Annotated in this window: 22 protein-coding genes; 12 read left to right on the top strand and 10 right to left on the bottom strand. The window is 68.5% G+C overall.

Going from position 1 to position 20,504, the window contains the following annotated elements; translation table 11 throughout:
* The first annotated feature begins 29 nt into the window (after positions 1-29).
* From ACQQ2N_RS01685 to ACQQ2N_RS01655, 7 genes are all read left to right on the top strand, one after another.
* On the top strand, positions 30-1,346 hold the full coding sequence (locus ACQQ2N_RS01685; RefSeq protein WP_440225698.1) for a sensor histidine kinase: 1,317 nt from the start codon (positions 30-32) through the stop codon (positions 1,344-1,346).
* Between the two features lie 118 nt (positions 1,347-1,464).
* The gene (locus ACQQ2N_RS01680; RefSeq protein ID WP_440223939.1) at positions 1,465-2,442 is read left to right on the top strand and encodes an SPFH domain-containing protein; all 978 of its coding nucleotides are present in this window, start codon (positions 1,465-1,467) and stop codon (positions 2,440-2,442) included.
* 12 nt (positions 2,443-2,454) lie between these two features.
* Positions 2,455-2,904, top strand: a complete 450-nt coding sequence (locus ACQQ2N_RS01675) for an NfeD family protein (RefSeq protein ID WP_440223938.1) — start codon at positions 2,455-2,457, stop codon at positions 2,902-2,904.
* A 66-nt stretch (positions 2,905-2,970) separates the two neighbouring features.
* A complete protein-coding gene (gene gcvT, locus ACQQ2N_RS01670; protein WP_440223937.1) occupies positions 2,971-4,056 on the top strand; it encodes a glycine cleavage system aminomethyltransferase GcvT in 1,086 nt (361 codons plus the stop codon).
* A gap of 94 nt (positions 4,057-4,150) precedes the next feature.
* Entirely contained in the window at positions 4,151-4,546 is a 396-nt protein-coding gene (gene gcvH / locus ACQQ2N_RS01665; protein WP_440223936.1) for a glycine cleavage system protein GcvH, read from the top strand.
* An 892-nt stretch (positions 4,547-5,438) separates the two neighbouring features.
* Positions 5,439-5,891, top strand: coding sequence for a met regulon transcriptional regulator MetJ (gene metJ / locus ACQQ2N_RS01660; RefSeq protein WP_440223934.1), 453 nt, complete (start codon positions 5,439-5,441; stop codon positions 5,889-5,891).
* A gap of 335 nt (positions 5,892-6,226) precedes the next feature.
* Positions 6,227-7,858 (top strand): glycoside hydrolase family 44 protein, encoded by a 1,632-nt coding sequence (locus ACQQ2N_RS01655; RefSeq protein WP_440223933.1) that lies wholly within the window; start codon positions 6,227-6,229, stop codon positions 7,856-7,858.
* Positions 7,859-7,870: 12 nt separating this feature from the next.
* Here the strand turns inward: ACQQ2N_RS01655 and ACQQ2N_RS01650 are convergent, their stop codons facing one another.
* Genes ACQQ2N_RS01650 through ACQQ2N_RS01640 form a run of 3 tightly spaced genes read right to left on the bottom strand, consistent with a single transcriptional unit; the run spans position 7,871 to position 8,887 of the window.
* Positions 7,871-8,182, bottom strand: coding sequence for a hypothetical protein (locus tag ACQQ2N_RS01650; protein WP_440223932.1), 312 nt, complete (start codon positions 8,180-8,182; stop codon positions 7,871-7,873).
* A complete protein-coding gene (locus ACQQ2N_RS01645; RefSeq protein ID WP_440223931.1) occupies positions 8,179-8,625 on the bottom strand; it encodes a hypothetical protein in 447 nt (148 codons plus the stop codon). Before ACQQ2N_RS01645 ends, ACQQ2N_RS01650 begins: the two co-directional genes overlap by 4 nt.
* A gap of 4 nt (positions 8,626-8,629) precedes the next feature.
* Positions 8,630-8,887, bottom strand: coding sequence for a hypothetical protein (locus tag ACQQ2N_RS01640; RefSeq protein WP_440223930.1), 258 nt, complete (start codon positions 8,885-8,887; stop codon positions 8,630-8,632).
* Between the two features lie 379 nt (positions 8,888-9,266).
* On the opposite strand from ACQQ2N_RS01640, the gene ACQQ2N_RS01635 reads away from it, so the two are divergent.
* Positions 9,267-10,283, top strand: coding sequence for a TonB family protein (locus ACQQ2N_RS01635; protein WP_440223929.1), 1,017 nt, complete (start codon positions 9,267-9,269; stop codon positions 10,281-10,283).
* Between the two features lie 47 nt (positions 10,284-10,330).
* Here the strand turns inward: ACQQ2N_RS01635 and ACQQ2N_RS01630 are convergent, their stop codons facing one another.
* Positions 10,331-10,960, bottom strand: a complete 630-nt coding sequence (locus ACQQ2N_RS01630) for a GPP34 family phosphoprotein (protein ID WP_440223928.1) — start codon at positions 10,958-10,960, stop codon at positions 10,331-10,333.
* Positions 10,961-11,060: 100 nt separating this feature from the next.
* Positions 11,061-12,320: a serine hydrolase domain-containing protein gene (locus ACQQ2N_RS01625; RefSeq protein WP_440225697.1), complete on the bottom strand. Its 1,260-nt coding sequence runs from the start codon at positions 12,318-12,320 to the stop codon at positions 11,061-11,063.
* A 99-nt stretch (positions 12,321-12,419) separates the two neighbouring features.
* Here ACQQ2N_RS01625 and ACQQ2N_RS01620 point away from each other — a divergent pair, with 99 nt between their 5' ends.
* From ACQQ2N_RS01620 to ACQQ2N_RS01605, 4 genes are all read left to right on the top strand, one after another.
* The gene (locus ACQQ2N_RS01620) at positions 12,420-13,010 is read left to right on the top strand and encodes a LemA family protein (RefSeq protein ID WP_440223927.1); all 591 of its coding nucleotides are present in this window, start codon (positions 12,420-12,422) and stop codon (positions 13,008-13,010) included.
* Positions 13,011-13,062: 52 nt separating this feature from the next.
* Positions 13,063-15,015 carry a M48 family metallopeptidase gene (locus ACQQ2N_RS01615; protein ID WP_440223926.1) on the top strand — a complete coding sequence of 651 codons (1,953 nt, stop codon included), beginning with the start codon at positions 13,063-13,065 and terminating at the stop codon, positions 15,013-15,015.
* Between the two features lie 86 nt (positions 15,016-15,101).
* The gene (locus ACQQ2N_RS01610) at positions 15,102-15,653 is read left to right on the top strand and encodes an RNA polymerase sigma factor (protein ID WP_440223925.1); all 552 of its coding nucleotides are present in this window, start codon (positions 15,102-15,104) and stop codon (positions 15,651-15,653) included.
* Positions 15,646-16,176, top strand: coding sequence for a hypothetical protein (locus ACQQ2N_RS01605; protein ID WP_440223924.1), 531 nt, complete (start codon positions 15,646-15,648; stop codon positions 16,174-16,176). The genes ACQQ2N_RS01610 and ACQQ2N_RS01605 overlap by 8 nt, the downstream gene beginning before the upstream one ends.
* Before the next feature lie 72 nt (positions 16,177-16,248).
* Here the strand turns inward: ACQQ2N_RS01605 and ACQQ2N_RS01600 are convergent, their stop codons facing one another.
* The 5 genes from ACQQ2N_RS01600 to ACQQ2N_RS01580 form a co-directional block, all read right to left on the bottom strand.
* On the bottom strand, positions 16,249-17,850 hold the full coding sequence (locus ACQQ2N_RS01600; protein ID WP_440223922.1) for a peptide chain release factor 3: 1,602 nt from the start codon (positions 17,848-17,850) through the stop codon (positions 16,249-16,251).
* A 75-nt stretch (positions 17,851-17,925) separates the two neighbouring features.
* The gene (locus tag ACQQ2N_RS01595; protein ID WP_440223921.1) at positions 17,926-18,432 is read right to left on the bottom strand and encodes a hypothetical protein; all 507 of its coding nucleotides are present in this window, start codon (positions 18,430-18,432) and stop codon (positions 17,926-17,928) included.
* Positions 18,433-18,506: 74 nt separating this feature from the next.
* A complete protein-coding gene (locus ACQQ2N_RS01590; protein WP_440223920.1) occupies positions 18,507-19,406 on the bottom strand; it encodes a DUF4097 family beta strand repeat-containing protein in 900 nt (299 codons plus the stop codon).
* Positions 19,407-19,416: 10 nt separating this feature from the next.
* Positions 19,417-19,893 (bottom strand): hypothetical protein, encoded by a 477-nt coding sequence (locus ACQQ2N_RS01585; RefSeq protein WP_440223919.1) that lies wholly within the window; start codon positions 19,891-19,893, stop codon positions 19,417-19,419.
* A complete protein-coding gene (locus tag ACQQ2N_RS01580; protein WP_440223918.1) occupies positions 19,886-20,473 on the bottom strand; it encodes an RNA polymerase sigma factor in 588 nt (195 codons plus the stop codon). Before ACQQ2N_RS01580 ends, ACQQ2N_RS01585 begins: the two co-directional genes overlap by 8 nt.
* Positions 20,474-20,504: the final 31 nt, after the last annotated feature.

The following is a 20,504-nucleotide window of genomic DNA, read 5'->3' as shown; positions in this document are numbered from 1 at the left end:
TCGGCGTGGACCTCTTCCGACCCTGGCTCATGCGCCTGTTCTCGCTCGAAGGCAAATTCGCGGCCGCGATGCTGCTCGCTGCATCGGTCGCCGCGCTCGTCGGTGCCTGGGTCGGCTCGATGCACGACAGTGTGCTCATCGGTACGGTTGCGGCCCTCGCGGCGGGACTCGTCCCGTCCCTGCTGCTCGCGCGCGCGTTCGTGCGCCCGATCGTCGCCCTGATCCGCACCTTGTCGGGCAGCGTCGTCGCATTCCGCGACGGCGACTTCAGCTTCTCGATCCGCAACGTGCGCCACGACGAGCTCGGCGATCTCGTCGAGGCCCACAATGCGCTCGGCGCGGTACTGCGCGAGCAGCGCCAGGGCCTGTTCCAGCGCGAGCTGCTGCTCGACACGGTCGTGCAGAACACGCCGAACGCACTCGTGCTCGTCGAACCGGGCGGGCATGTCGTGGTCGCCAACCTCGCCGCGCGCGCGCTGCTCAACGGCGGCACGTCGATGAACGGCCTGAGCTTCGACGCGGTGCTCGCCGAGGCGCCGGGCGAGCTCGCGCGTGTGCTCGCGGGCGGCGAGGACGCACTGTTCGGCGTGTCGATCGACGGCGAGGACGAGACCTTCCACCTCTCGCAACGCACGTTCAAGCTGCAGGGCCGGCCGCACCGGATGGTCATGCTGAGGCGCATGACGCGCGAGCTGTCGCGCGCCGAGGTTGCGACCTGGAAGAAGGTCATCCGCGTGATCAGCCACGAGCTCAACAATTCGCTGGCGCCGATCCGCTCGCTCGCCCACTCCGGTCGCGAGCTCGCGCGGCTCGGCGACACGCGGCGCATGGGCGTGGTGTTCGACACGATCGAGGACCGCGCGAGCCATCTCGGCGGCTTCATCGAGGGCTACGCGCATTTCGCGAAGCTGCCGATGCCGCAACCTTCCGACGTCGAGTGGGGGCCGTTCCTGCAGGCGCTGGGGCGACACTACACGTTCACGACCGTCGGCGAGGTGCCGACCGATCCCGGCCGGTTCGATCGCACGCAGGTCGAGCAACTGCTCATCAACCTGGTCAAGAACGCGCACGAGGCGAGCGGCGACGCATCGACCGTCGAGCTGGACGTCGTGGCGCGTGGACGCGAATGGCGCATCGAGGTGCGCGATCGCGGCCCCGGCATGAGCGATACGGTGCTCGCGCAGGCGCTGCTGCCGTTCTATTCGACCAAGCGCAGCGGCACCGGCCTCGGCCTCGCGCTCGCACGCGAGATCGCCGAGGCGCACGGCGGCCGCGTGCAGCTCGCCAATCGCGAGGGAGGCGGCCTCGCGGTGACGGTCGTGCTGCCGCGCGCCGTGCCGGCCTGATCGACGGGCGGGTGTGTCGCGCGTCGACCGTGCGGCGGGGCGACGTGAACGGTGAGGGCATTACATCCGGTCATGCCGGCTTGCTATCGTTGCAGCATCTCACCAGGGGGAAGGATCCATGGATCTGATTGTCGGCCTGATCGTCGTGGGCCTCGTGCTCGTGGCGCTTTCCAAGCTGGTGCGCATCGTGCCGCAGGGTTTCGAGTGGACCGTGCAGCGCTGGGGCAAGTACACGCACACGCTGACGCCGGGATTCCACGTGCTCGTGCCGTTCATGCAGAGCATCGGCCACAAGATGAACATGATGGAGCAGGTGCTCGAGGTGCCGTCGCAGGACGTCATCACGAAGGACAACGCGGTCGTGCGCGTCGATGGCGTGGTGTTCTACCAGGTGCTCGATGCCGCCAAGGCGGCCTACGAGGTCGCCAACCTCGAGCAGGCCGCGCTCGCGCTGATCATGACCAACATCCGCACCGTGCTCGGCTCGATGGACCTCGACGAGAGCCTGAGCAAGCGCGACGAGATCAATGCCAAGCTGCTCTCGGTCGTCGACGAGGCGACGCATCCCTGGGGCGTCAAGGTCACGCGCATCGAGATCAAGGACATCTCGCCGCCGCGCGACCTCGTCGACTCGATGGCGCGGCAGATGAAGGCCGAGCGCGAGAAGCGTGCGAACGTGCTCGAGGCCGAGGGCTTCCGCCAGGCCGCGATCCTCAAGGCCGACGGCGAGAAGCAGGCCGCGATCCTGGAGGCCGAGGGCAAGAAGGAAGCCGCCTACCGCGAGGCCGAGGCGCGCGAGCGCCTCGCCGAAGCCGAGGCCAAGGCGACGACGATGGTGTCCGACGCGATCGCGGGCGGCGACATCAACGCGATCAACTATTTCGTCGCCAACAAGTATGTCGAGGCGCTCAAGGCGATGGCAGAGTCGCCGAACCAGAAGGTGCTCATGCTGCCTTACGAGGCGACGGGCATCCTCGGCTCGCTCGCCGGCATCGCCGAGATCGCCAAGAGTGCGCTCGGCAAGGATGCGCCCGCCGCGCCGACGCCTCCGCCGGTGCCGCCGCGTCCGCATCCCTCGCAGCCTTACGTGCGCTGACGGAGCACGACGATGGACGTGCAGAACGTGCTCGGCACCTACGGCTGGTGGATCGTCGCGCTGCTGTTCATCGCGGCCGAGATCCTCGTGCCGGGTTACTTCCTGTTGTGGATCGGTATCGCGGCCGCGCTCACGGGCATCGTCAACACGATCTTCCCGGGCCTGACCTTCCTCGTGCAGGCGGTGCTGTTCGCCGTGTTCGCGGTGGCGAGCTGCGTCGTGTACTGGCGCTACATCCGACCGGCCGCCGAGACGCGCGACGACCAGCCGCTGCTCAACCGCCGTGGCGAGCGCATGATCGGGCGGCGCGTGATCGTCGCCGAGGCCTTCGTCAACGGTCGCGGCAAGGTGCGCGTCGGTGACGGCGTGTGGCTCGCCGAGGGCGTCGATGCCGCGGTCGGCGACGCGGTCGAGGTGACCGGCGTGCACGGTGCGACCCTGCAGGTACGCCGCGCGCCCTGAGTGGCCGGACGAGACAGGGAAGGCGCGCGTCGTGATAATGCGCGCCTTCCCACGCCGGTGCCGACCATGAGCCAGAAGACGATCCTCAACGACAGCCACCGCGCGCTCGGCGCGAAGATGGTCGACTTCGGCGGCTGGGACATGCCGCTCAGCTACGGCTCGCAGATCGAGGAGCACCATGCGGTGCGTCGCGATGCGGGCATGTTCGACGTGTCGCACATGACCGTGGTCGACCTCGCCGGATCGCGGACGCGCGAGTTCCTGCGCCACCTGCTCGCCAACAACGTCGACAAGCTCAAGGTGTCGGGCAAGGCGCTGTACTCGTGCATGCTCGACGAGAAGGGCGGCGTCATCGACGACCTCATCGTCTATTTCCTCGACGAGGCGTTCTTCCGCGTCGTCGTCAACGCGGCGACGCGCGACAAGGACCTCGCCTGGATCCGCAAGCAGGCCGCTGCGTTCGACGTCGCGGTCACCGAGCGTCCCGAGCTCGCGATGATCGCGGTGCAGGGGCCGAATGCGCGCGCCAGGGTCGCCACGCTGTTGTCGCCCGAGGTCGCCGCGAAGGCGCTCAAGATCGGCAAGTTCGTCGCATTCGAGGGCGACGGCCTGTTCATCGCACGCACCGGTTACACGGGCGAGGACGGCTTCGAGATCATCGTGCCGGAGGGCGAGGCGGTCGCGCTGTGGCAGCGCCTCGTCGATGCCGGCGTCGCGCCGGCCGGCCTCGGTGCGCGCGACACGCTGCGCCTGGAGGCCGGCATGAATCTCTATGGCCAGGACATGGACGAGTCGGTGACGCCGTGGGAAGCCGCGCTCGCGTGGACGGTGTCGCTCGACGAAGGCCGCGCGTTCATCGGTCGCGAGGCGCTCGAGCAGCAGCGCGACGCGGGTGTGCCGCGCGAGATGATCGGTCTCGTCATGGACGAGAAGGGTGTGCTGCGCCATGGCCAGAAGGTGCTTACCGACGCCGGCGACGGCGAGATCCTGTCGGGCACGTTCTCGCCGACGCTCGGCAAGGCGATCGCGTTCGCGCGCGTGCCGGCCGGCGCGGGCTCGTCGCTGCGCGTGGACATCCGTGGTCGCGAGGTGCCGGTGCGCGTCGCGCGCATCCCGTTCGTGCGCGACGGCAAGCCGCTCGACGCCGCGTGAACGACGCGTCGGCAGGCGTCGCGCGCGCTGGTTGCGTGTCGCCGATCTCGGCTAGAATCCGCCCGTCTTTCTTACACGCACCCAGGAAACCGTCATGAGCGAAATCCCCGGCGATCTGAAGTTCATGAAGTCCCACGAGTGGGCGCGTGTCGAGGACAACGGCACGGTCACCGTCGGCATCTCCGAGCACGCTCAGGGACTGCTCGGTGACCTCGTCTACGTCGAGCTGCCGAACGTCGGCGACACCGCGCAGGCCGGCCAGGCCGCCGCGGTAGTCGAATCGGTCAAGGCGGCGTCGGACGTCTACTCGCCGGTGTCGGGCGAGATCGTCGCGGTCAACGAGGCGCTCGCCGACAAGCCCGAGACGATCAACGAGGACGCCTACGGCGACGGCTGGATCTTCGTCGTGAAGCTCACGAACCGCGAAGAGCTCGAGGAGCTGCTCGACCCGGACGCCTACGCCGAGGCGATCGAGAACGAGGAAGACTGACGCGCCCACGCAGCGCCAGTGTCGATCGACGGGCCGGTTCTTCCGGCCCGTTTTCGTTTCAGCGCCCGCGTGCGGCGGGTTCCTGTCGACTGCTGCGGTGACGGGCAGCGTTCGCTCTCGTCGTGCGATCGGGCTTCCCGCTGTGCCTCGCAGCGATCGCGCGTGTCCGTCGCATGGGCATGCCGCTCGTTCGACGCGGTGTCGATGGCAGCTCGTGCGCCGCATCGAAGTTCGAATCTCGCGTGCCCGCATGCGCGCCGTTGCGATCGCGATGTGTTCCGAGTGACGCCGCACGGGCGCTCCCCGCAGGTGCGGAAGAATGGCGTGCGACGTGTTCCGTCATCTCGTCGATGGTGCGACGGCATCGTCGCTCGACGATGCGAGTGCGTCATATCGCATGCGTCGCCGGTGATCGCGAGAGCAGGGCTCGTCGATGATGTCGCCGACGTCACGTCGACCCTCTTCGCCGTCGTCGAGGTGCATGCGCGATGTCGTCGTCGGCACGTTCGACGGTGGTCGCAGGCGGCGATCCGCGAAAAAATTTTTCGCCCGTGTTCGGCTGGCGTTCGGCTTGATGAAGGACGTTCAAGGCGAGGCGCATGGCGCGGTTGCGTCATCGCATCGACTCATTTGCGTGATCGTCCATTTCCCTCGGTGTTGAAGGAATATGCCTTCATTTAAGCTGTTTCATGCATTTCGCGCATTCTAACTTTAGGACGTATGGACGTCCATACATCCAGTGGTGAAATGGGTGTCGACGATGCGTCCGGAGTGCTTTGGGGAGGGGTTTGGGAGGTATATCGAACTGCTTGTTTCCTATCAGAAATCTGTTGACACGTGCACATGACAGGAATAATTTCCGCGTCGGCGTTACAACCGTTTCAAAGGAATCATGGCTGCATCCCGATTCGTCGAACCGTATGTAGAACATGGCCGCAAGTCAGGGGCTGTCAGAAAAATCACGGTATCGATTCCTCTCCACATCCTCAGGCTTTTGTCCGACGAACGGACCCGGCGACAGGTCGCGAACCTCCGCCACGCCACCAACAGCAATCTGCTGTGCGAAGCATTCCTTCACGCTTTTACTGGGCAACCACTGCCAACTGACGAGGAGCTAAGACGCGATATGGCTACGAAGAAGACGACTGCTAAGAAGACCGCTGCGAAGAAGCCGGCCGCCAAGAAGGCCGTGAAGAAGACCGCAGTGAAGAAGGCTGCCGTGAAGAAGACCGCCAAGGCGAAGACCGCCACGGCGACGAAGAAGTCGGCTGCGAAGAAGCCGGCTGCCAAGAAGGCCGTCAAGAAGGCTGTCAAGAAGGTCGCCGCCAAGAAGGCTGCGAAGTAAGTCATCGCGGTACCGGCCGGTCGTTCCGCGACCGGCCACCTCCGTCGGCGTAAGCCGCGGATTGTCTGCTGCATCAGCTCCACAAGAAGCTCCACCGGATCCAGCAAACGGACTGCTCTCCCTGCGGTATGCCCAGCGCAGGGAGAGATTTCCTCCGGATCCCGTGACGCGCATCGCGCTTCGCCTCGAGCCCTCTTCGCTTCAGCGGCCACGCCGCCAGTCCCGGCGCTATGCTCGCCCCGTCACGACGACGCGACGGAGGAAGCATGCGCATCATGCCGCTCGTTCTCGCCTGTCTGCTCCCGGCATCCGCCGCGCATGCCGCAACGATTGCCGTGAGCATCGACCTCGGTGCGGATCGCCGCCCGATCGATCCGGCCATCCTCGGCGTCAGCAACCCGCCCGCGAACCTTCCGCGTCCGTATCCGTTCGTGCGCTGGGGCGGCAACTCGACGACGCGCTACAACTGGCAGGTCGACGTGCACAACACCGCCGCCGACTGGTTCTTCATGAACATCGCGAACAACGATGGTTCGCCCGCCTCGTCGGAAGTCGAGCGCCTCGTCGCGGCGACGCTCGCTGCGGGCGGGCGCCCACTCGTCACGATCGGCACGATCGGGTGGACGCCGATCGCGCTGCGCGAGAAACGCTGGGGTTTTTCGGTCGCGACCTACGGCGCGCAGCAGCAGACCGAGTGCAGCTACTTCGGTGCGAATCCACCCTCCTGGTGCATGGCCGACGCGGGCAACGGACGCTGCTCGCAAGGTCCGAACTGCAGCGGCGGCGTCATCGTCGGCAATCACCCGACCGACACCTCGTTCGCATCGGGGCCGAACGATGCGCGTGCGTGGATCGCGCATCTGCAGCAGCGCTTCGGCACGGCGGCGGCCGGCGGCATCCGCGACTACGCGCTCGACAACGAGCCGATGCTCTGGAACAGCACGCATCGCGACGTGCATCCGCAGCCGCTCACGTACGACGCGCTGTGGTCGTACACGGTCGCTTACGCTGGCGCGATCAAGCAGCAGGAGCCGAACGCGCGCGTGCACGGACCGGTGACATGGGGCTACTGCGACCTGTTCGGTTCTGCGGCGGACAACTGCGTGGAAGGTCCCGATCGTGCCGCGCATGGCGGCACGCCGCTGGTGAAGTGGTATTTGCAGCAGGTCTGCGCGTACCAGCAGCAGCATGGCGTGCGCCTCGTCGACACGCTCGACCTGCACTACTACCCGCAGGGATCGGGTGTCGTCGACTTCAATGATCCTCCGGCGGGTTCCGAGACCGCGGAGATCTCGGCGCGCCGCCTGCGCTCGTTGCGCGAGCTGTACGACCCGCAATGGACCTCCGAGTCGTGGATCGCCGATCTCGGTGATCACGCGACCTGGCATTACAGCAAGCCCGGTCTCATCCGTCGCGTGCGTGCATGGATCGACGAGGCCTGCCCGGGCACGCGACTCGCGATCACCGAGTACAACTGGGGTGCCGACAACGGCGCGAGCAGCGCGCTCGCGCAGGCCGAGGTGCTCGCGATCTTCGGGCGCGAAGGCGTCGATGCGGCGACGCGCTGGGTGTCACCACGCAGCGGCTCGCTCGTCGAGCGCGCGTTCCGCCTGCACCTGGACTACGACGGTGCGGGATCACGCGTCGAAGGCACCAGCGTGCGTGCGACGAGCGCCGATGTCGACGCCCTCGGCACCTATGCCGTGCAGCGTGCCGGGTCGCGCGTGATGCTGCTGCTCTTCAACAAGGCGGCCACGTCGACGACGGCCGCGATCGATCTCGGAACGCGTTTCGATGGTGCGTGGCGCACCTACCGTTTCAGCGGCAGCGAAGACCTGCATCTCGCTGCAACGGGCAGCGTCGCCGGCACGACGCTCACGCTCGCGAACCTGCCGGCGCGTTCGGCGACACTGCTGGTGCTGCCGGATGTCGATCGCGTGTTCGCGAACGGATTCGAGGCTCCGTGACGCGCCGGAGTTTCAGTCTTGCGTGGCGTCTTCGCCGCCGGCACCGTGGCGCGCGAACAGTCCGCCGAACACGATCGGACCGATCGGCGTGCGGGCGAGCGAGAAGGCCGCGCTGATCGCCGTCACCGACGCGCCGAGCCAGCGCTTGAGTGGCAGCGACGAGGCCAGTACGCCGAGTGCGAAGCCGCTGCCGACGGTGATGGCCTCGCGGTGTCGCGCGATGTGGGATTCGAGCCAGGCGGTTTCTTCGCGGCACTGCACGCGGACCCTGGCGAGACGGGCGTGGGCGGCGAGGACATCGCGACGCAGCTGGTGCGCACTCATGGCGGTGGTCCTTTCGGTGCATCGGCAGACGATGCCGAGGCGGGGGGCGGGCGCGATGCCGCGAACATCTCGCGTGTCCTGGGCAGGCTGAGGTCGGCCCAGCTCTTCTGCATCGTACGCAGCACCCACAGCACGCCGAGCACGTTGGCGAGTGCGACCACACCGATGCCGATGAATGCGTTGCCGGTCCACTGGTAAAGGCCGGCAGCGATCGCGGCGTTGGTGGCGACCCAAGCGCCTACGCCGAGGAAGATCAGCGCGAAACCCAGCCACACGAGGTTCAGCGCCGACTGTTTCGCGAGCCGCAGTTCGGCGCGCAGGAGCGCAAGGGAAGCCTCGGCGACCTGGAGCGCCCCCTTCAATGCGTCACGCGCGGCATCGAGGACGCCGTCCGCAGTGGACGGCGCCTCGTCGGTGCGCGGCGGCTCCCCCTCGCCGAGCATCGGATCAGCGGCGCAGGAGTCGCGTCAGTGCGACGCCGGCGACGAAGGCGATGCCGAACGCAGTGAGGGGATGCGCGCGGATCTGCTCCGCGGCGGCCTGACTGAACTGCTTGGCACCTTCGCCGAGCCGCTCTCCGGCTTCGCGAAGGTCGTCCTGAAGCACGGCACCGTTCGCGCGGAGTCGTTCCGTGAAGCGCGTGGCCGCGCCGCCGATCTCGTCGGCGGCGTCTTCGATGGAGGGCTTGCTGTCACGACTGGCCATGGCGCGGTTCCTCGTCTCGTGGGATCGGGTCCACCCGAATGTCGGACGATGCTGGCACCGGTTGCCTGAAGGCTGCATGGATGGAGCACGCGGGCGGCGTAGCGCGTGCGCGCGGGATGTCGACGTGGAGGGTGTGACATCTTCTGTTGCGATGCGTTATCGTTGATCCAACGAAGCGTCTGGCGATGGCGGGGCAACGGTTTCGTAGCGGTCCCTCGGGCCGCGACAGGGGACAACACCAGGGGAAAAGGACGTCGGACCGGCGCGCGTCGCGCGGTGTTCCGTCGGTCCGTCGGAGCGATCCATTCTTCTTTCGTGGTCCCGGCTGCATGTCCTGGTCGCCGGTCGTTCGACCCTCTTGCCTTGGGAGTGTCCGACCGTGAAGCGACCTGCACGTCTTTCCCCGCGCCGCCAGCGCGGCTCCGCTGCCCCGAAGATCGTCGCCGTCGTGGCCGTGCTCGCGCTCGGTGGTGTCGCTGCGTGGTGGTTCCTCGGACGCGATGCGGCCGAGGTTCCCGCCACGGCCGAATCCGCGGCGACCCCCGCGGAGACGCCGGTCGCGGCCGCGCCTGCGGTCGTCGACCCGATCTCTCCTGCTGTCGAAGGCCTGAGTGTCGACGAGCTCTACCGCGAAGCGCGCAAGGCCATGGCCGACCAGCGCATGGTCGCCCCGGCCGGCAACAATGCACTCGAGTACTACCTGGCGATCCTGACCAAGGAGCCCGACAACCACGGCGCCAGGGACGCGTTGCGCGAACTGTTCCCGTTCGCGAGCAGCACGGCCGAGCAGGAGATCAACCAGGGCAACCTCGACGAGGCGTCGCGCATCGTCGCCGCGCTCGCGATCGCCGAGCCCAGCAACTACACGTTGACGATCCTGCGCGGCAAGCTCGAAGCCCGCCGTCGCGTACTCGATCGCGAGCAGCAGGTTGCGGCGGCGGCCGCCGCCGCGGCGGCACGCCCCGCCGCCACGACGACGCCGGCCCCCGCCGTCGCCGAACCGCCGCCAGCGCCGGCGCCCGCACCGGCGCAGGCTCCGCAACCCGTCGCGACGGCCCCGGCGCCTGCCCCCGTGGCCACGCCGCCTCCGGCTCCGGCGCCGACACCCGCACCGCGCGGTGCGACCACCGACCTCGCCGCGGTCAACGTGGCGACGCCGACGTATCCGCAGCAGGCCGCCCGCAATCGCGCCGAGGGCTGGGTCGAGGTGGAGTTCACGGTGACGGCGGAAGGCGCGGTCGAGAACGTGCGTGTCGTGCGCGCCGATCCGCCACGCATCTTCGACCGTGAAGCGGTCCGTTCGATCGAGCGGTCGACGTTCAAGCCGCGCATGGAGAACGGCGTGCCGGTGAGTTCGAGTGGCCGTCGTCGCATCGAGTTCAAGCTCGATACCTGAGGCGCTCGTGACGGCCGCCCCCACAAGGCGGCCGGTTCCGGCGGTGTCTAGTCGAGGAGGTCGCGCCGCAGGGCTGCGAGCAGGCCAGCCGGTTCGCCGGTGTCGGCGGGCGGTGGCTGCGCGAGCGCGTCGAGTCGCGCTACGGCTTCGGCATGATGCGCGGCATCGAGTACCTTCGCGCAACGGCCCGCGGCTTCCGTGAGGATGAGCAGTCCCGTGCCGCGCAGCGTCGCACGCGTGGCGATCGCGCCGCGGCGCAATTCCGCCGTGGCCTCGTTGAGGGCCTGCAGGGAGCGTACGGGGTAGCGCTTCGCGCCGGGGCGCCACCACGCCGCGCGTTCGCGGTGCAGCACGTCGCGGCGGAACAGGCTGTCGAGCAGCGTGCGCCGGATCGGCGTGAGGCGTGCCACGAGCAGGTCGATCGCCGCGTGCAGCGGCATGCCGCTCGCGAAGCCGGTGAGTACACGTTCGGCCGCGGTCAGCTGCGGATGGCTGATCGGCAGGTCGGCGTCGACGGCGACGTAACCCGCGGCGTGGCGCAGATGCCCCTTGTCGGCGAGATCGAGCACGAGCGCGGCGGCCGCGAGCGTGTCGATGCCTGCACGCCCGGCGGTCACGTCGAGCGTGCCGCGCGCCGGATCGACGCACAGCAGCATGAGGTGTTCGGCGATCAGCACGCGGGAATCCTTCTGCGTGATGAGGCGGCACCGGGCGTTGCGAGTCGACCGGGCCGGGTAATACCGCGAATCCTACGCGATCACGGCGTGCCGCGCTGCGTCAATCGCCGCCGGTGGAGGCCGATTCGTCGGTGTCGCCGATGTCGGCCCAGTCCACGCGTGGCAGGCCGAGGTAGCGGTCGAACAGCATCGGCATGAGCCCGTACGGTGCGGCCGACTCGCAGTTCCACAACATGACCATGCCGAAGCGCCGCTCCGGCAGGAACGCGATGAGCGCGCGGTAGCCCTGCACGGCACCGGCGTGGAACACCATCGGTTCTCCGGCATAGTCGTAGATGCGCCAGCCGAGCGCGTACTGTGCATCGAGCAGGCGGCCCTTGCGCCATGGTGTCGAGGTCTTCTCGCGCGGCGTCGCGACGATCGGCGCGTGCGTCTCGTCGAGCAGCGCGGGCGCGAGGACGGATGGCTCGCCGCCCATCTGCGCGACGAGCCACTTGCGCATGTCGACGATGCTCGCGTTGACGCCGGCCGCGGGCGGCATGTGGTAGTAGCGCTCGTTCGGCTGGAACGACTGCCAGCTCTTGCCGGCACGGCGGTGCGGACGCGCCCAGCGCGGCGAGTTCTCGAGCGCATCGCGTCCATACGTCGCGGTGGTCATGCCGAGCGGATGGAACACGCGCTTCTCGACCTGGTGGTAGAAGAAGTCGCCGGTGGCCGCGTACGTGACGTCGCCGATGAGGCTGAAGGCGATGTTCTGGTAGCCGTAGCAGTCACCGACCGCGCAGGTCATCGGTACTTCGCGCAGGCGCTCGACGAGCACGGGGTAGGGCTCGTCCTGTTCGATGAGGCGGTCGTAGGTGTTGTGCGGCAGGCCGACGCGGTGGCTGAGGATGTCACGCACGGTCAGCTTCTGGCTGCCGTCGACGTCGGCGAGTGCGAACGTCGGCAGCATCTCGGCGATGCGCGTGTTCCAGCTCAGCACGCCGTCCTCGACGAGCATGCCGGCGAGTGTCGTCGCGAAAGCCTTGGAGAGCGAGGCGAGGCGGAACACGGTGCCGGTGTCGACCGGCTCGCGCTTCTGCCAGTCGGCGTAGCCGATGCCGCGTTCGAGCAGCACGTCGTCGTCCTTCACGATCGCCACCGCGAGGCCGGACACCTTGTCGGATTGTTCCAGCTGGTCGAGCCATTTCGCGAACTCGGTCGCGATCGGCGCGGGATCCTTCGCGATCGCCGCGGGATTGACGAGCTGGGGCACGACGAGTGGCGTGGCGACGGCCGCGACCTTCGCCTTGCGTGTCGGTTTCTTGGTGGCCGCCGCGACGTCGCCGCTGCCGGCGAAGATCGTCGCCAAGGCCGCCACGAGGGGAAACAGGATCGCTTTCACTGGGTCCGGGGCGGTCACGAGCGCATGCTATGCTCGAAATCATACGTCCATTTGCGGCCTGCGTGGAGGGGAAACATGTCCGTCTTTCTGATTCTCGTGGTCATTGCCGTGGCGGTCGCATTGTTGGTGATCGGCATCTACAACGGCCTTGTCACGGCACGCAATGCGTACAAGAACGCGTTCGCGCAGATCGACGTCCAGCTCACGCGCAGGCACGACCTGATCCCGAACCTCGTCGAAGTCGCCAAGGGCTACATGAAGCACGAGCGCGAGACGCTCGAGGCCGTGATCCAGGCGCGCAACTCGGCGGCGGCCGGCCTCTCGGCCGCGAAGGCCGACCCCGGCAATGCGGCCGCGATGCAACAGCTCGCCGGCGCCGAGAACGTGCTGACCCAGACGCTCGGCCGGCTGTTCGCGCTGTCGGAGGCCTATCCGGACCTCAAGGCCAACCAGAACATGGCGCAGCTCAGCGAGGAGCTCACCTCGACCGAGAACAAGGTCGCGTTCGCGCGCCAGGCCTACAATGACGCGGTCATGGGCTACAACAACAAGCGCGAGGTATTCCCGAGTTCGCTCGTGGCCGGCGCGTTCAACTTCCAGGAAGCGCCGCTGCTCGAGATCGAGTCGCCGCAGAAGCGCGAGGCGGTGAAGGTCTCGTTCACCTGATGCCCGGCGTGCGCGCGCCACGGCCGCGCACGACGCCTTGCCGAGCCGGGCGATGAACTTCTTCTCCCACCAGGATCTCGCGCGGCGCGCGTCGCGGCGGATGATCGTGATGTTCACGATCGCCGTGGTCTGCATCGTCGCGGCCGTCGACGTCGTCGTGATCTTCGCGCTCGGCCTCGCCAGCGACGATCCGAAGGCAGCCGGGCCATCGATCGGCGTGCTCGTCGCGACGAGCGCCTGCGTGCTCGCGGTGATCGGATGCTCGACGCTGTACCGCATCTCCACGCTGCGCGGCGGAGGCGCAGCCGTTGCCGCGCAGCTCGGCGCCACGCCGGTACCTGCCGACACGCGCGATCTCGCCTACCGGCGCCTGCGCAACATCGTCGAGGAGATCGCGATCGCCTCGGGCGTGCCGGTGCCGCAGGTATTCGTGCTCGAGCAGGAGGCCGCGATCAACGCGTTCGCCTCGGGATACACGCCTGCCGACGCGGCGGTCACGGTCACGCGCGGCTGCCTCGACAAGCTCACGCGCGACGAACTGCAGGGCGTGATCGCGCACGAGTTCAGCCACGTGCTCAACGGCGACATGCGCCTGAACATCCGGCTGGTCGGTGTCGCGTTCGGCATCCTCGTGATCGCGATCGCGGGCCGCAAGATCACCGAGGTCGCCGGCTACGGCCGCAGCCGCGACGGTGCCGGTTTCGCGATCCTCGGCATCGGTCTCATCATCGTCGGTTCGATCGGCGTGTTCTTCGCGCGCCTCATCAAGGCGTCGATCTCGCGCCAGCGCGAGTACCTCGCCGATGCATCGGCCGTGCAGTTCACGCGCCAGACCGACGGCATCGCCGGCGCGCTCAAGAAGATCGGTGGCCTCGATGAGGGTTCGAAGCTCGCCTCGTCCGATGGCGAGGAGGTCGCGCACATGCTGTTCGGCGACGGTGTCGGTTACTCGCGGTTTTTCGCGACGCATCCCGCACTCGTCGACCGCATCAGGCGCCTGCAGCCCGCCTTCGATCCCGCCGAGTTCGGGGACATCGCCGCCGACTGGAGCCAGCCGCGGCGCGTGGGGGCTTCCGATGCGGCCGACGTCTCGATCGCCGGGTTCGCACCGGCACGCGTGAAGCGTGCCGCGCGCAGGGGTGATGCCGTCGTCGAACTGCCCGATGCGGGTGCCGAACTCAGCGTCTCGCCGCGCGTCGTCAGCGAACAGGTCGGCCAGCCGGACACCGCCGACTATGCGGCCGCGAGTGCGCTCAGCGAGGCGACACCGCCGCTGCTCGCGGCGGCCGCCCGCGCGCAGGAGCGTGCGATGGCGCTCGTGCTCGCCCTCGTGCTCGATCGCACCGACTCCGTGCGCTCGCGACAGCTCGAACTCGTCGCGCACTATCTCGACACGGGCAGTGCCGAGCTGGTCCTCGATCTCGCCGGGGCGGTGGCCGCACTCCATCCGATGCAGCGCCTGCCGCTGGCGTCGCTGGCGTTCCCGGCGCTGCGGCGCAGGCCGCGACCGCAACTCGAGGTGTTCGTGATCCTGCTTCGGCAGATCATCGAGGCGGACGGCCGCGTGAGCCTCGACGAGTACTGCCTCGCGCGCCTGGTCGGAGTACAGGTCGTCGACGCGCTCAACCCGGCCGCCGCGAGGACGATGGGGCGCCTCAAGCCCGGCGACCTCGCCGCCGAGGTCACCGAGCTGTTCGCGATCGTCGCGCGCCATGGCCACGACGACGAAGGCGCGGCTCGGCGTGCCTACGTGGCCGGACTCCACGAGGTTCTGCCGGACCTGAAGCCGGTCTATGCGCCGGCCGAGGCGTGGGCGATCGCGCTCGACCGTGCCCTGCCGAGGCTCGACCTGCTCGCACCGATAGGAAAGGAGCTGCTGGTCCGCGGCCTCGTGCTCGCGATCGCCTCCGACGGCAAGGTCAGCGTCGCCGAGGCCGAACTGCTGCGCACGATCTGCGCCGCACTCCATTGCCCGCTGCCGCCATTGCTGCAGGCGGCACGCTGAACCGACGGTACGGGCGTCACGGGCGTTGCGCATGCGCCCGTGGTCGGTGAGCATAGCGGCCCCCTTTCGCAGGCGCGCACGGCCGCATGACCGGATCCTCCGACAGCGTCGATGCCCGCCTCGAGCAGATCCTGCGTGATTTCGGCTCGCGCCTCGGTGCCTTGCTGCAGGGCTATCGGCTCGACCGCCACGGCGTGGATCCGGCCGACGTCGAGCAGGAAGTGCGCATCCGGCTGTGGAAGGCGATCGAGCGTGACCGGTCCGGGGCCTTTCATGCGTCTTATGTGCAGAAGGTGGTCGCCACGACCGTGATCGACGCGCTGCGCCGGGCCGAAGTCCGTGCGGCGGAGCCGTTGCCCGAGGACGACGACGAGCCGGGTCAATGGCCCGACGAGACGGTCGGACCGGAACAGTCGGCCAGCGACGGAGAACGCATGAGCGGCCTGCAGCGCTGTCTCGGCGAGATCCCGGAGCGGCGCCGCCTGCCGATCACGCTGCACCTGCAGGGATTCTCGCTGCAGGAGATCGCGGACGTGGTCGGCACGTCGGCCGAAGCGGCACGCAAGCTCGTGTCGCGTGGCCTGGATGAACTGAAGACATTGTTGCGTGAACGTGGATACGGTGATTTCGATGACTGACCGCAGCCTTTCCAGCCTCTACCGTCGCCTCGGCTCGCGCGTCGAGCCGGCGCCGCTCGACCTGCTCGACGCCGATACGCTCGTTGCGGCCGCCGAAGGCAGCCTGCGCGGCGAACGTCGCGACGACGTCGCGGCGCGTCTCGCCCGGTCGCCGATGCATACCGATCTGGTCCGCCTGCTCCGCGATCTCGCACCCGCTGCCGAAGCCCTCGCGGGGGCGGTCAACGATCGTGGCGCAGCGGGCCACACGCACGGTCGCCGCGCCGGCGTCCGGCATGCCGCCTCGGCCCGCCGTGGTGGTGCCCTGCGCTGGGCCGGCCTCGCCGCCTGCCTCGCGATCACGCTCGGCGCGGTGTCGTGGCACCAGCAGCGCCTGCGTCACGACGAGGCCGCGATGCTCGCGGCGATGGAAATGGCGGCACGACCGGACCGCATCTTCACCAACGTGGATCGCATCTTCTCGGCGGCCGAAGCGGCGTCACACGGTGACAAGGTGTTCCACGCGGGCTTCAACGGCGGCTGACGTCCGTCCTCCGCCGGAATCGACAGAAACGCCCGGCCTTGGCCGGGCGTTTTCGTTGGTGCGCGGGGCGACCTACGCGGCCACCGCACTCGCGTGCTCGCGCGTCGCCGCGAAGCGCACCTCGGGCCAGCGCTCTTCGGTGAGCTGCAGGTTGACGCGCGACGGGGCGAGGTAGACCAGTTCGCCGGCCGCATCGAGGGCGAGGTTCTGCGCGGCCTTCTCGCGGAACTCCTCGAGCTTCTTCGCATTGTCGCAATGGATCCAGCGCGTGGTGGTGACGCCGACCGGCTCGAACACGCACTCGACGCCGTACTCGTCCTTGAGACGGTAGGCGACGACGTCGAACTGCAGCACGCCGACCGCGCCGAGCACGAGGTCGTTGGACATGAGCGGACGGAAGAACTGCGTCGCGCCTTCCTCCGACAGCTGGGCGAGGCCCTTCTGCAGCTGCTTCATCTTGAGCGGATCCTTGAGTCGCGCGCGGCGGAACAGCTCCGGCGCGAAGTTCGGGATGCCCGTGAACGCGAGGTTCTCGCCTTCGGTGAACGTGTCGCCGATCGAGATCGTGCCGTGGTTGTGGATGCCGATCACGTCGCCGGCGTAGGCCTTGTCGACGATCTCGCGGTCCGAGGCCATGAAGGTCAGCGCGTTGGCGAGCTTGATCTCCTTGCCCGAACGCGTCTGGAACGCGCGCATGCCACCCGTGAACGTGCCCGAGCAGATGCGCATGAACGCGACGCGGTCACGGTGCATAGGGTCCATGTTCGCCTGGATCTTGAACACGAAGCCCGTCATCGGGGTCTCGTCGGAATCCACGTCGCGCGTGGTCGTCGCGCGAGGCTGCGGTGGCGGTGCGTGCTCGACGAAGAAGTCGAGCAGCGGCTGTACGCCGAAATTGTTGACGCCCGAGCCGAAGAACACCGGCGTCTGGCGGCCGGCGAGGTAGGCATCGGGATCGAACGGATGACTCGCACCCTGCACGAGTTCGAGTTCGTCGCGCAGGCCCGCGAGCACCTCGGCGCCGATGCGCTCGGCGAGACCCGGTGCATCGAGCGACGGGAAGATCGTCGAATCCTGGCGCGTGAAGTTGCGGCCCTGCTCGTACAGGTGCACTTCGCCGCTGACCAGGTGCACGACGCCCTTGAGGCGCTGGCCCATGCCGATCGGCCAGGTCACCGGCGCGCACTGGATGCCGAGCACGCTCTCGACCTCGTCGAGCAGCTCGATCGGGTCCTTGCCCTCGCGGTCGAGCTTGTTGATGAAGGTCATGATCGGGGTGTCGCGCAGGCGGCACACTTCCATGAGCTTGATCGTGCGCTCCTCGACGCCCTTGGCCACGTCGATGACCATGAGCGCGGAGTCGACCGCGGTCAGCACGCGGTAGGTGTCCTCGCCGAAGTCGGCGTGGCCCGGCGTGTCGAGGAGGTTGACGATGCGTCCCTCGTAGGGGAACTGCATGACCGAGCTCGTCACCGAGATGCCGCGTTCCTTCTCGAGCGCCATCCAGTCCGACGTCGCGTGGCGCGCGGCCTTGCGGCCTTTCACCGAGCCGGCCATCTGGATCGCACCGCCGAACAGCAGCAGCTTCTCGGTCAGCGTGGTCTTGCCCGCGTCGGGATGGGAAATGATCGCGAACGTGCGCCGACGGCGCATCTCGCTGGCAGGATCGGTCATGGCGGTTCGCGGCGTGCTGGCGGCCCGTCGGGGCCGCGCGGAGGGCGCGCATTGTACGCGAGGCGCCCGATGCGGTCAGTCGATCGAGAACGACTGCAGTTCGACGCCGATGAACACCCAGGCGAGCAGGTCGAAGACGCTGTTCCCGGGCGTCGCCGAGTCGACGTACACGTAGTAGTCGTGATTCGCCACGAGCGTCTCCTCCACGTGCAGGGTCAGCACGCCACCCGGCATGGGGGTCGTGTGGGATGCCACGCAGCTGCTGCCGTCCCCGGCGGTCGCGAGCACGTAGATCACCGGCGTCGGGCCGCCTCGCGGTGTCAGGTCGAAATCGATGTGCCCGCCGATGCCCGACGGTGGGAGGCCGGTGCGGAACGTGTAGATCACTTCGCCACCCGGTACGCTGGTCAGGTTCGAGCATGCGGCGGACGTGATCGACGACACCGTGTTCGGCTGGCCGCCGGTGCTGCCGTTGAAGGCCATGGGCAGCTGCGTGATCGGTATCGCGCCGCCGGTCGGCGCGGCATTGGCGGCCGAGGTTGCATGGGCCAGTACGGCGAGAAGCACCACGGACCAGCGCATGGCATGGATTCCCCTGTCCGGCAGACGCTGCAGGACACTCTCCTTGATGGAGGCGCGCCTTGCAACCGCGCGGATCACGGCATGCGGATGTCGATGTCGCCGCTGAACGTCTCGATCGTGATGCGTGCGGCGCCGCCACCAAGCGTGGTGTCGAGGGAGCGGCCCGGGCCGTACTCGGGCTGCTTCACCGTGCCGACGTCGCTGCGGATGCGCCCGCTGAAGGTCTCGGCGTGGATGCGTGCCGAGGCATCGGCCGGCAATTGCACGCGCACGTCGCCGCTCATCGTCTCCGAGTCGAGGCGGCCGTCGTCGGCGAGCTTGCCGCCGATCGCGATGTCGCCCGACACCGAGCTCGCGTTGAACTCGCGGTAGCCGGTCGACTGCGCGTTGATGCTGCCCGACACCGACTCGAACTTGAGCCGCTGGATCGAGCCGCGCGCGCGGATCTCGCCCGACACGGTCTCGGCCTGCAGGCGGTCGCTGGTGACGTCGGCCTCGATCGCGCCGCTGACGCTGCCCAGTTCGAGTTCGCGCGGCTTTCCGTCGACGCGCACGCGCCCGCTCACGCTGTCGACGTCGACGAGGCGGCCCTCGGTGCCCGACACGGCGACTTCGGCGCTGACCACCTCGATCTTGAGCTCGGCGCGGCGCGGCACCTTCACGTCGAGAATCGAGTCCTCCATGCGACCGCTGGATCCGAACCAGCCCCAGCCCGAGCGTTCCGCCGACTTCACGCGGATCGACAGGCGCGAACCGCTGCCGTCGACCTCCAGGCCCTTGCTGCCTTCGCCGAGCGTGCCGGTGACGGCGACCTCGTCGCGATCCCAGGTCGACACCGACACGGCGCCGCGCACGTTGACGACCTCGATGCGTGCATCGGCGTCGACCTTGCGCGTCTCGTTGATCGGCGTGCCCGCGAACGCAGGCGCCGCGAAGGCGAGGAGGGCCAAGCCGGGGAGGGAAAGGTGTTTCATCGGTGGATCCTCATCCGGCCGTCAGGCCGAGGCGCGCGAGCTTGCGGCGTTGCGCGTGGGTGCGGTTGATCAGGCCGACGAGGAACGTCGCGTCGGGTTGCTGTTCGAGCGCCTGCTCGAGCTCGGCGGTGGCGGCGTCGAGGACGACCTCGGCACTGGCCAGGCGCGGGTCGCTGCTCGTGGCGAGTTCGCGGGCGCGGTCGATCTGTTCGCGCACCGACGGCATCGCGGGACGCATCGCGGTGGCCTCGGCATCGCCCATGCGCTGGTCGTGCACGGCCAGCGACACCACGCCGACGGTCGTGGCGAGGGCCATCGCGGCCGCCGCGGCGAACGGCACGAGGCCGCGGCGGCGGCGGCGGCGTAAGGGTGCTTCCGCACGCTGCGCTTCGGCGATGCGTCGCGCGATCTGCGGGAACAGGTCGTGCGAGGGCTCGTGAGGCGTGCGCAGGTCGCGCAGGCGGCGCTGGATCTCGAAATCAGTCATCGGTCTCTCCGAGCGCACGCTTGAGCAGTCCGCGTGCGCGATGCAGCTGGGCCTTCGAGGAGCCTACCGCCATGCCGAGCTCGCGGCCGATCTCCTCGTGCTTCCATCCCTCGATATCGTGCAGGACGAGCACCGCGCGTGCACGCGGCGGCAGCGCCGCGACGGCGCGTTCGAGGTCGCCGCGCTCGCCCGCGCAGAACGGTCGCACGGGTTCACTCGCGGCTTCGAGCACGCCGTCCTCGACGGTGTCCTCGGGGTCGCGGCTGCGCAGCTCCATCAACGCGACGTTGACCGCGAGGCGGTGCAGCCACGTCGTGAACGCGCTCTCGAAACGGAAGCTGTCGAGCTTCTGCCAGGCGCGCACGAACGCTTCTTGGGTGAGCTCCTCGGCACGCGCCTCGTTCATCCCCGAAAGGCGCCAGACGGCGCCGTGCACGCGTCCCGCGTGGCGTCGGTAGAGGGCCTCGAACGCGCGCATCTCGCCGGCCGCAGCGCGGCGGACGAGCTCGACGTCGTCGGATTCGGGGCGCGCGACCTCGTTCATCGTCGGCAGCGGCATGGCGAGACAGGCGGTACTCATGGTGCCACTTCCGATGCACGGAAGCGGCCCG

Source organism: Dokdonella aquatica (assembly GCF_051987395.1).
Lineage (GTDB): Bacteria > Pseudomonadota > Gammaproteobacteria > Xanthomonadales > Rhodanobacteraceae > Dokdonella.
This window is presented reverse-complemented; position numbering and strand designations above follow the sequence as displayed.

What these genes read in the sequence shown, in the direction of transcription:
- ACQQ2N_RS01685 (WP_440225698.1), top strand. Translation starts at nt 30, where the DNA reads ATGCGCCTGTTCTCGCTCGAAGGCAAATTCGCGGCCGCGATGCTGCTC.
- ACQQ2N_RS01680 (WP_440223939.1), top strand. Translation starts at nt 1,465, where the DNA reads ATGGATCTGATTGTCGGCCTGATCGTCGTGGGCCTCGTGCTCGTGGCG.
- ACQQ2N_RS01675 (WP_440223938.1), top strand. Translation starts at nt 2,455, where the DNA reads ATGGACGTGCAGAACGTGCTCGGCACCTACGGCTGGTGGATCGTCGCG.
- gcvT (WP_440223937.1), top strand. Translation starts at nt 2,971, where the DNA reads ATGAGCCAGAAGACGATCCTCAACGACAGCCACCGCGCGCTCGGCGCG.
- gcvH (WP_440223936.1), top strand. Translation starts at nt 4,151, where the DNA reads ATGAGCGAAATCCCCGGCGATCTGAAGTTCATGAAGTCCCACGAGTGG.
- metJ (WP_440223934.1), top strand. Translation starts at nt 5,439, where the DNA reads ATGGCTGCATCCCGATTCGTCGAACCGTATGTAGAACATGGCCGCAAG.
- ACQQ2N_RS01650 (WP_440223932.1), bottom strand. Translation starts at nt 8,182, where the DNA reads ATGAGTGCGCACCAGCTGCGTCGCGATGTCCTCGCCGCCCACGCCCGT.
- ACQQ2N_RS01645 (WP_440223931.1), bottom strand. Translation starts at nt 8,625, where the DNA reads ATGCTCGGCGAGGGGGAGCCGCCGCGCACCGACGAGGCGCCGTCCACT.
- ACQQ2N_RS01640 (WP_440223930.1), bottom strand. Translation starts at nt 8,887, where the DNA reads ATGGCCAGTCGTGACAGCAAGCCCTCCATCGAAGACGCCGCCGACGAG.
- ACQQ2N_RS01620 (WP_440223927.1), top strand. Translation starts at nt 12,420, where the DNA reads ATGTCCGTCTTTCTGATTCTCGTGGTCATTGCCGTGGCGGTCGCATTG.
- ACQQ2N_RS01615 (WP_440223926.1), top strand. Translation starts at nt 13,063, where the DNA reads ATGAACTTCTTCTCCCACCAGGATCTCGCGCGGCGCGCGTCGCGGCGG.
- ACQQ2N_RS01610 (WP_440223925.1), top strand. Translation starts at nt 15,102, where the DNA reads ATGACCGGATCCTCCGACAGCGTCGATGCCCGCCTCGAGCAGATCCTG.
- ACQQ2N_RS01605 (WP_440223924.1), top strand. Translation starts at nt 15,646, where the DNA reads ATGACTGACCGCAGCCTTTCCAGCCTCTACCGTCGCCTCGGCTCGCGC.
- ACQQ2N_RS01600 (WP_440223922.1), bottom strand. Translation starts at nt 17,850, where the DNA reads ATGACCGATCCTGCCAGCGAGATGCGCCGTCGGCGCACGTTCGCGATC.
- ACQQ2N_RS01595 (WP_440223921.1), bottom strand. Translation starts at nt 18,432, where the DNA reads ATGCGCTGGTCCGTGGTGCTTCTCGCCGTACTGGCCCATGCAACCTCG.
- ACQQ2N_RS01590 (WP_440223920.1), bottom strand. Translation starts at nt 19,406, where the DNA reads ATGAAACACCTTTCCCTCCCCGGCTTGGCCCTCCTCGCCTTCGCGGCG.
- ACQQ2N_RS01585 (WP_440223919.1), bottom strand. Translation starts at nt 19,893, where the DNA reads ATGACTGATTTCGAGATCCAGCGCCGCCTGCGCGACCTGCGCACGCCT.
- ACQQ2N_RS01580 (WP_440223918.1), bottom strand. Translation starts at nt 20,473, where the DNA reads ATGAGTACCGCCTGTCTCGCCATGCCGCTGCCGACGATGAACGAGGTC.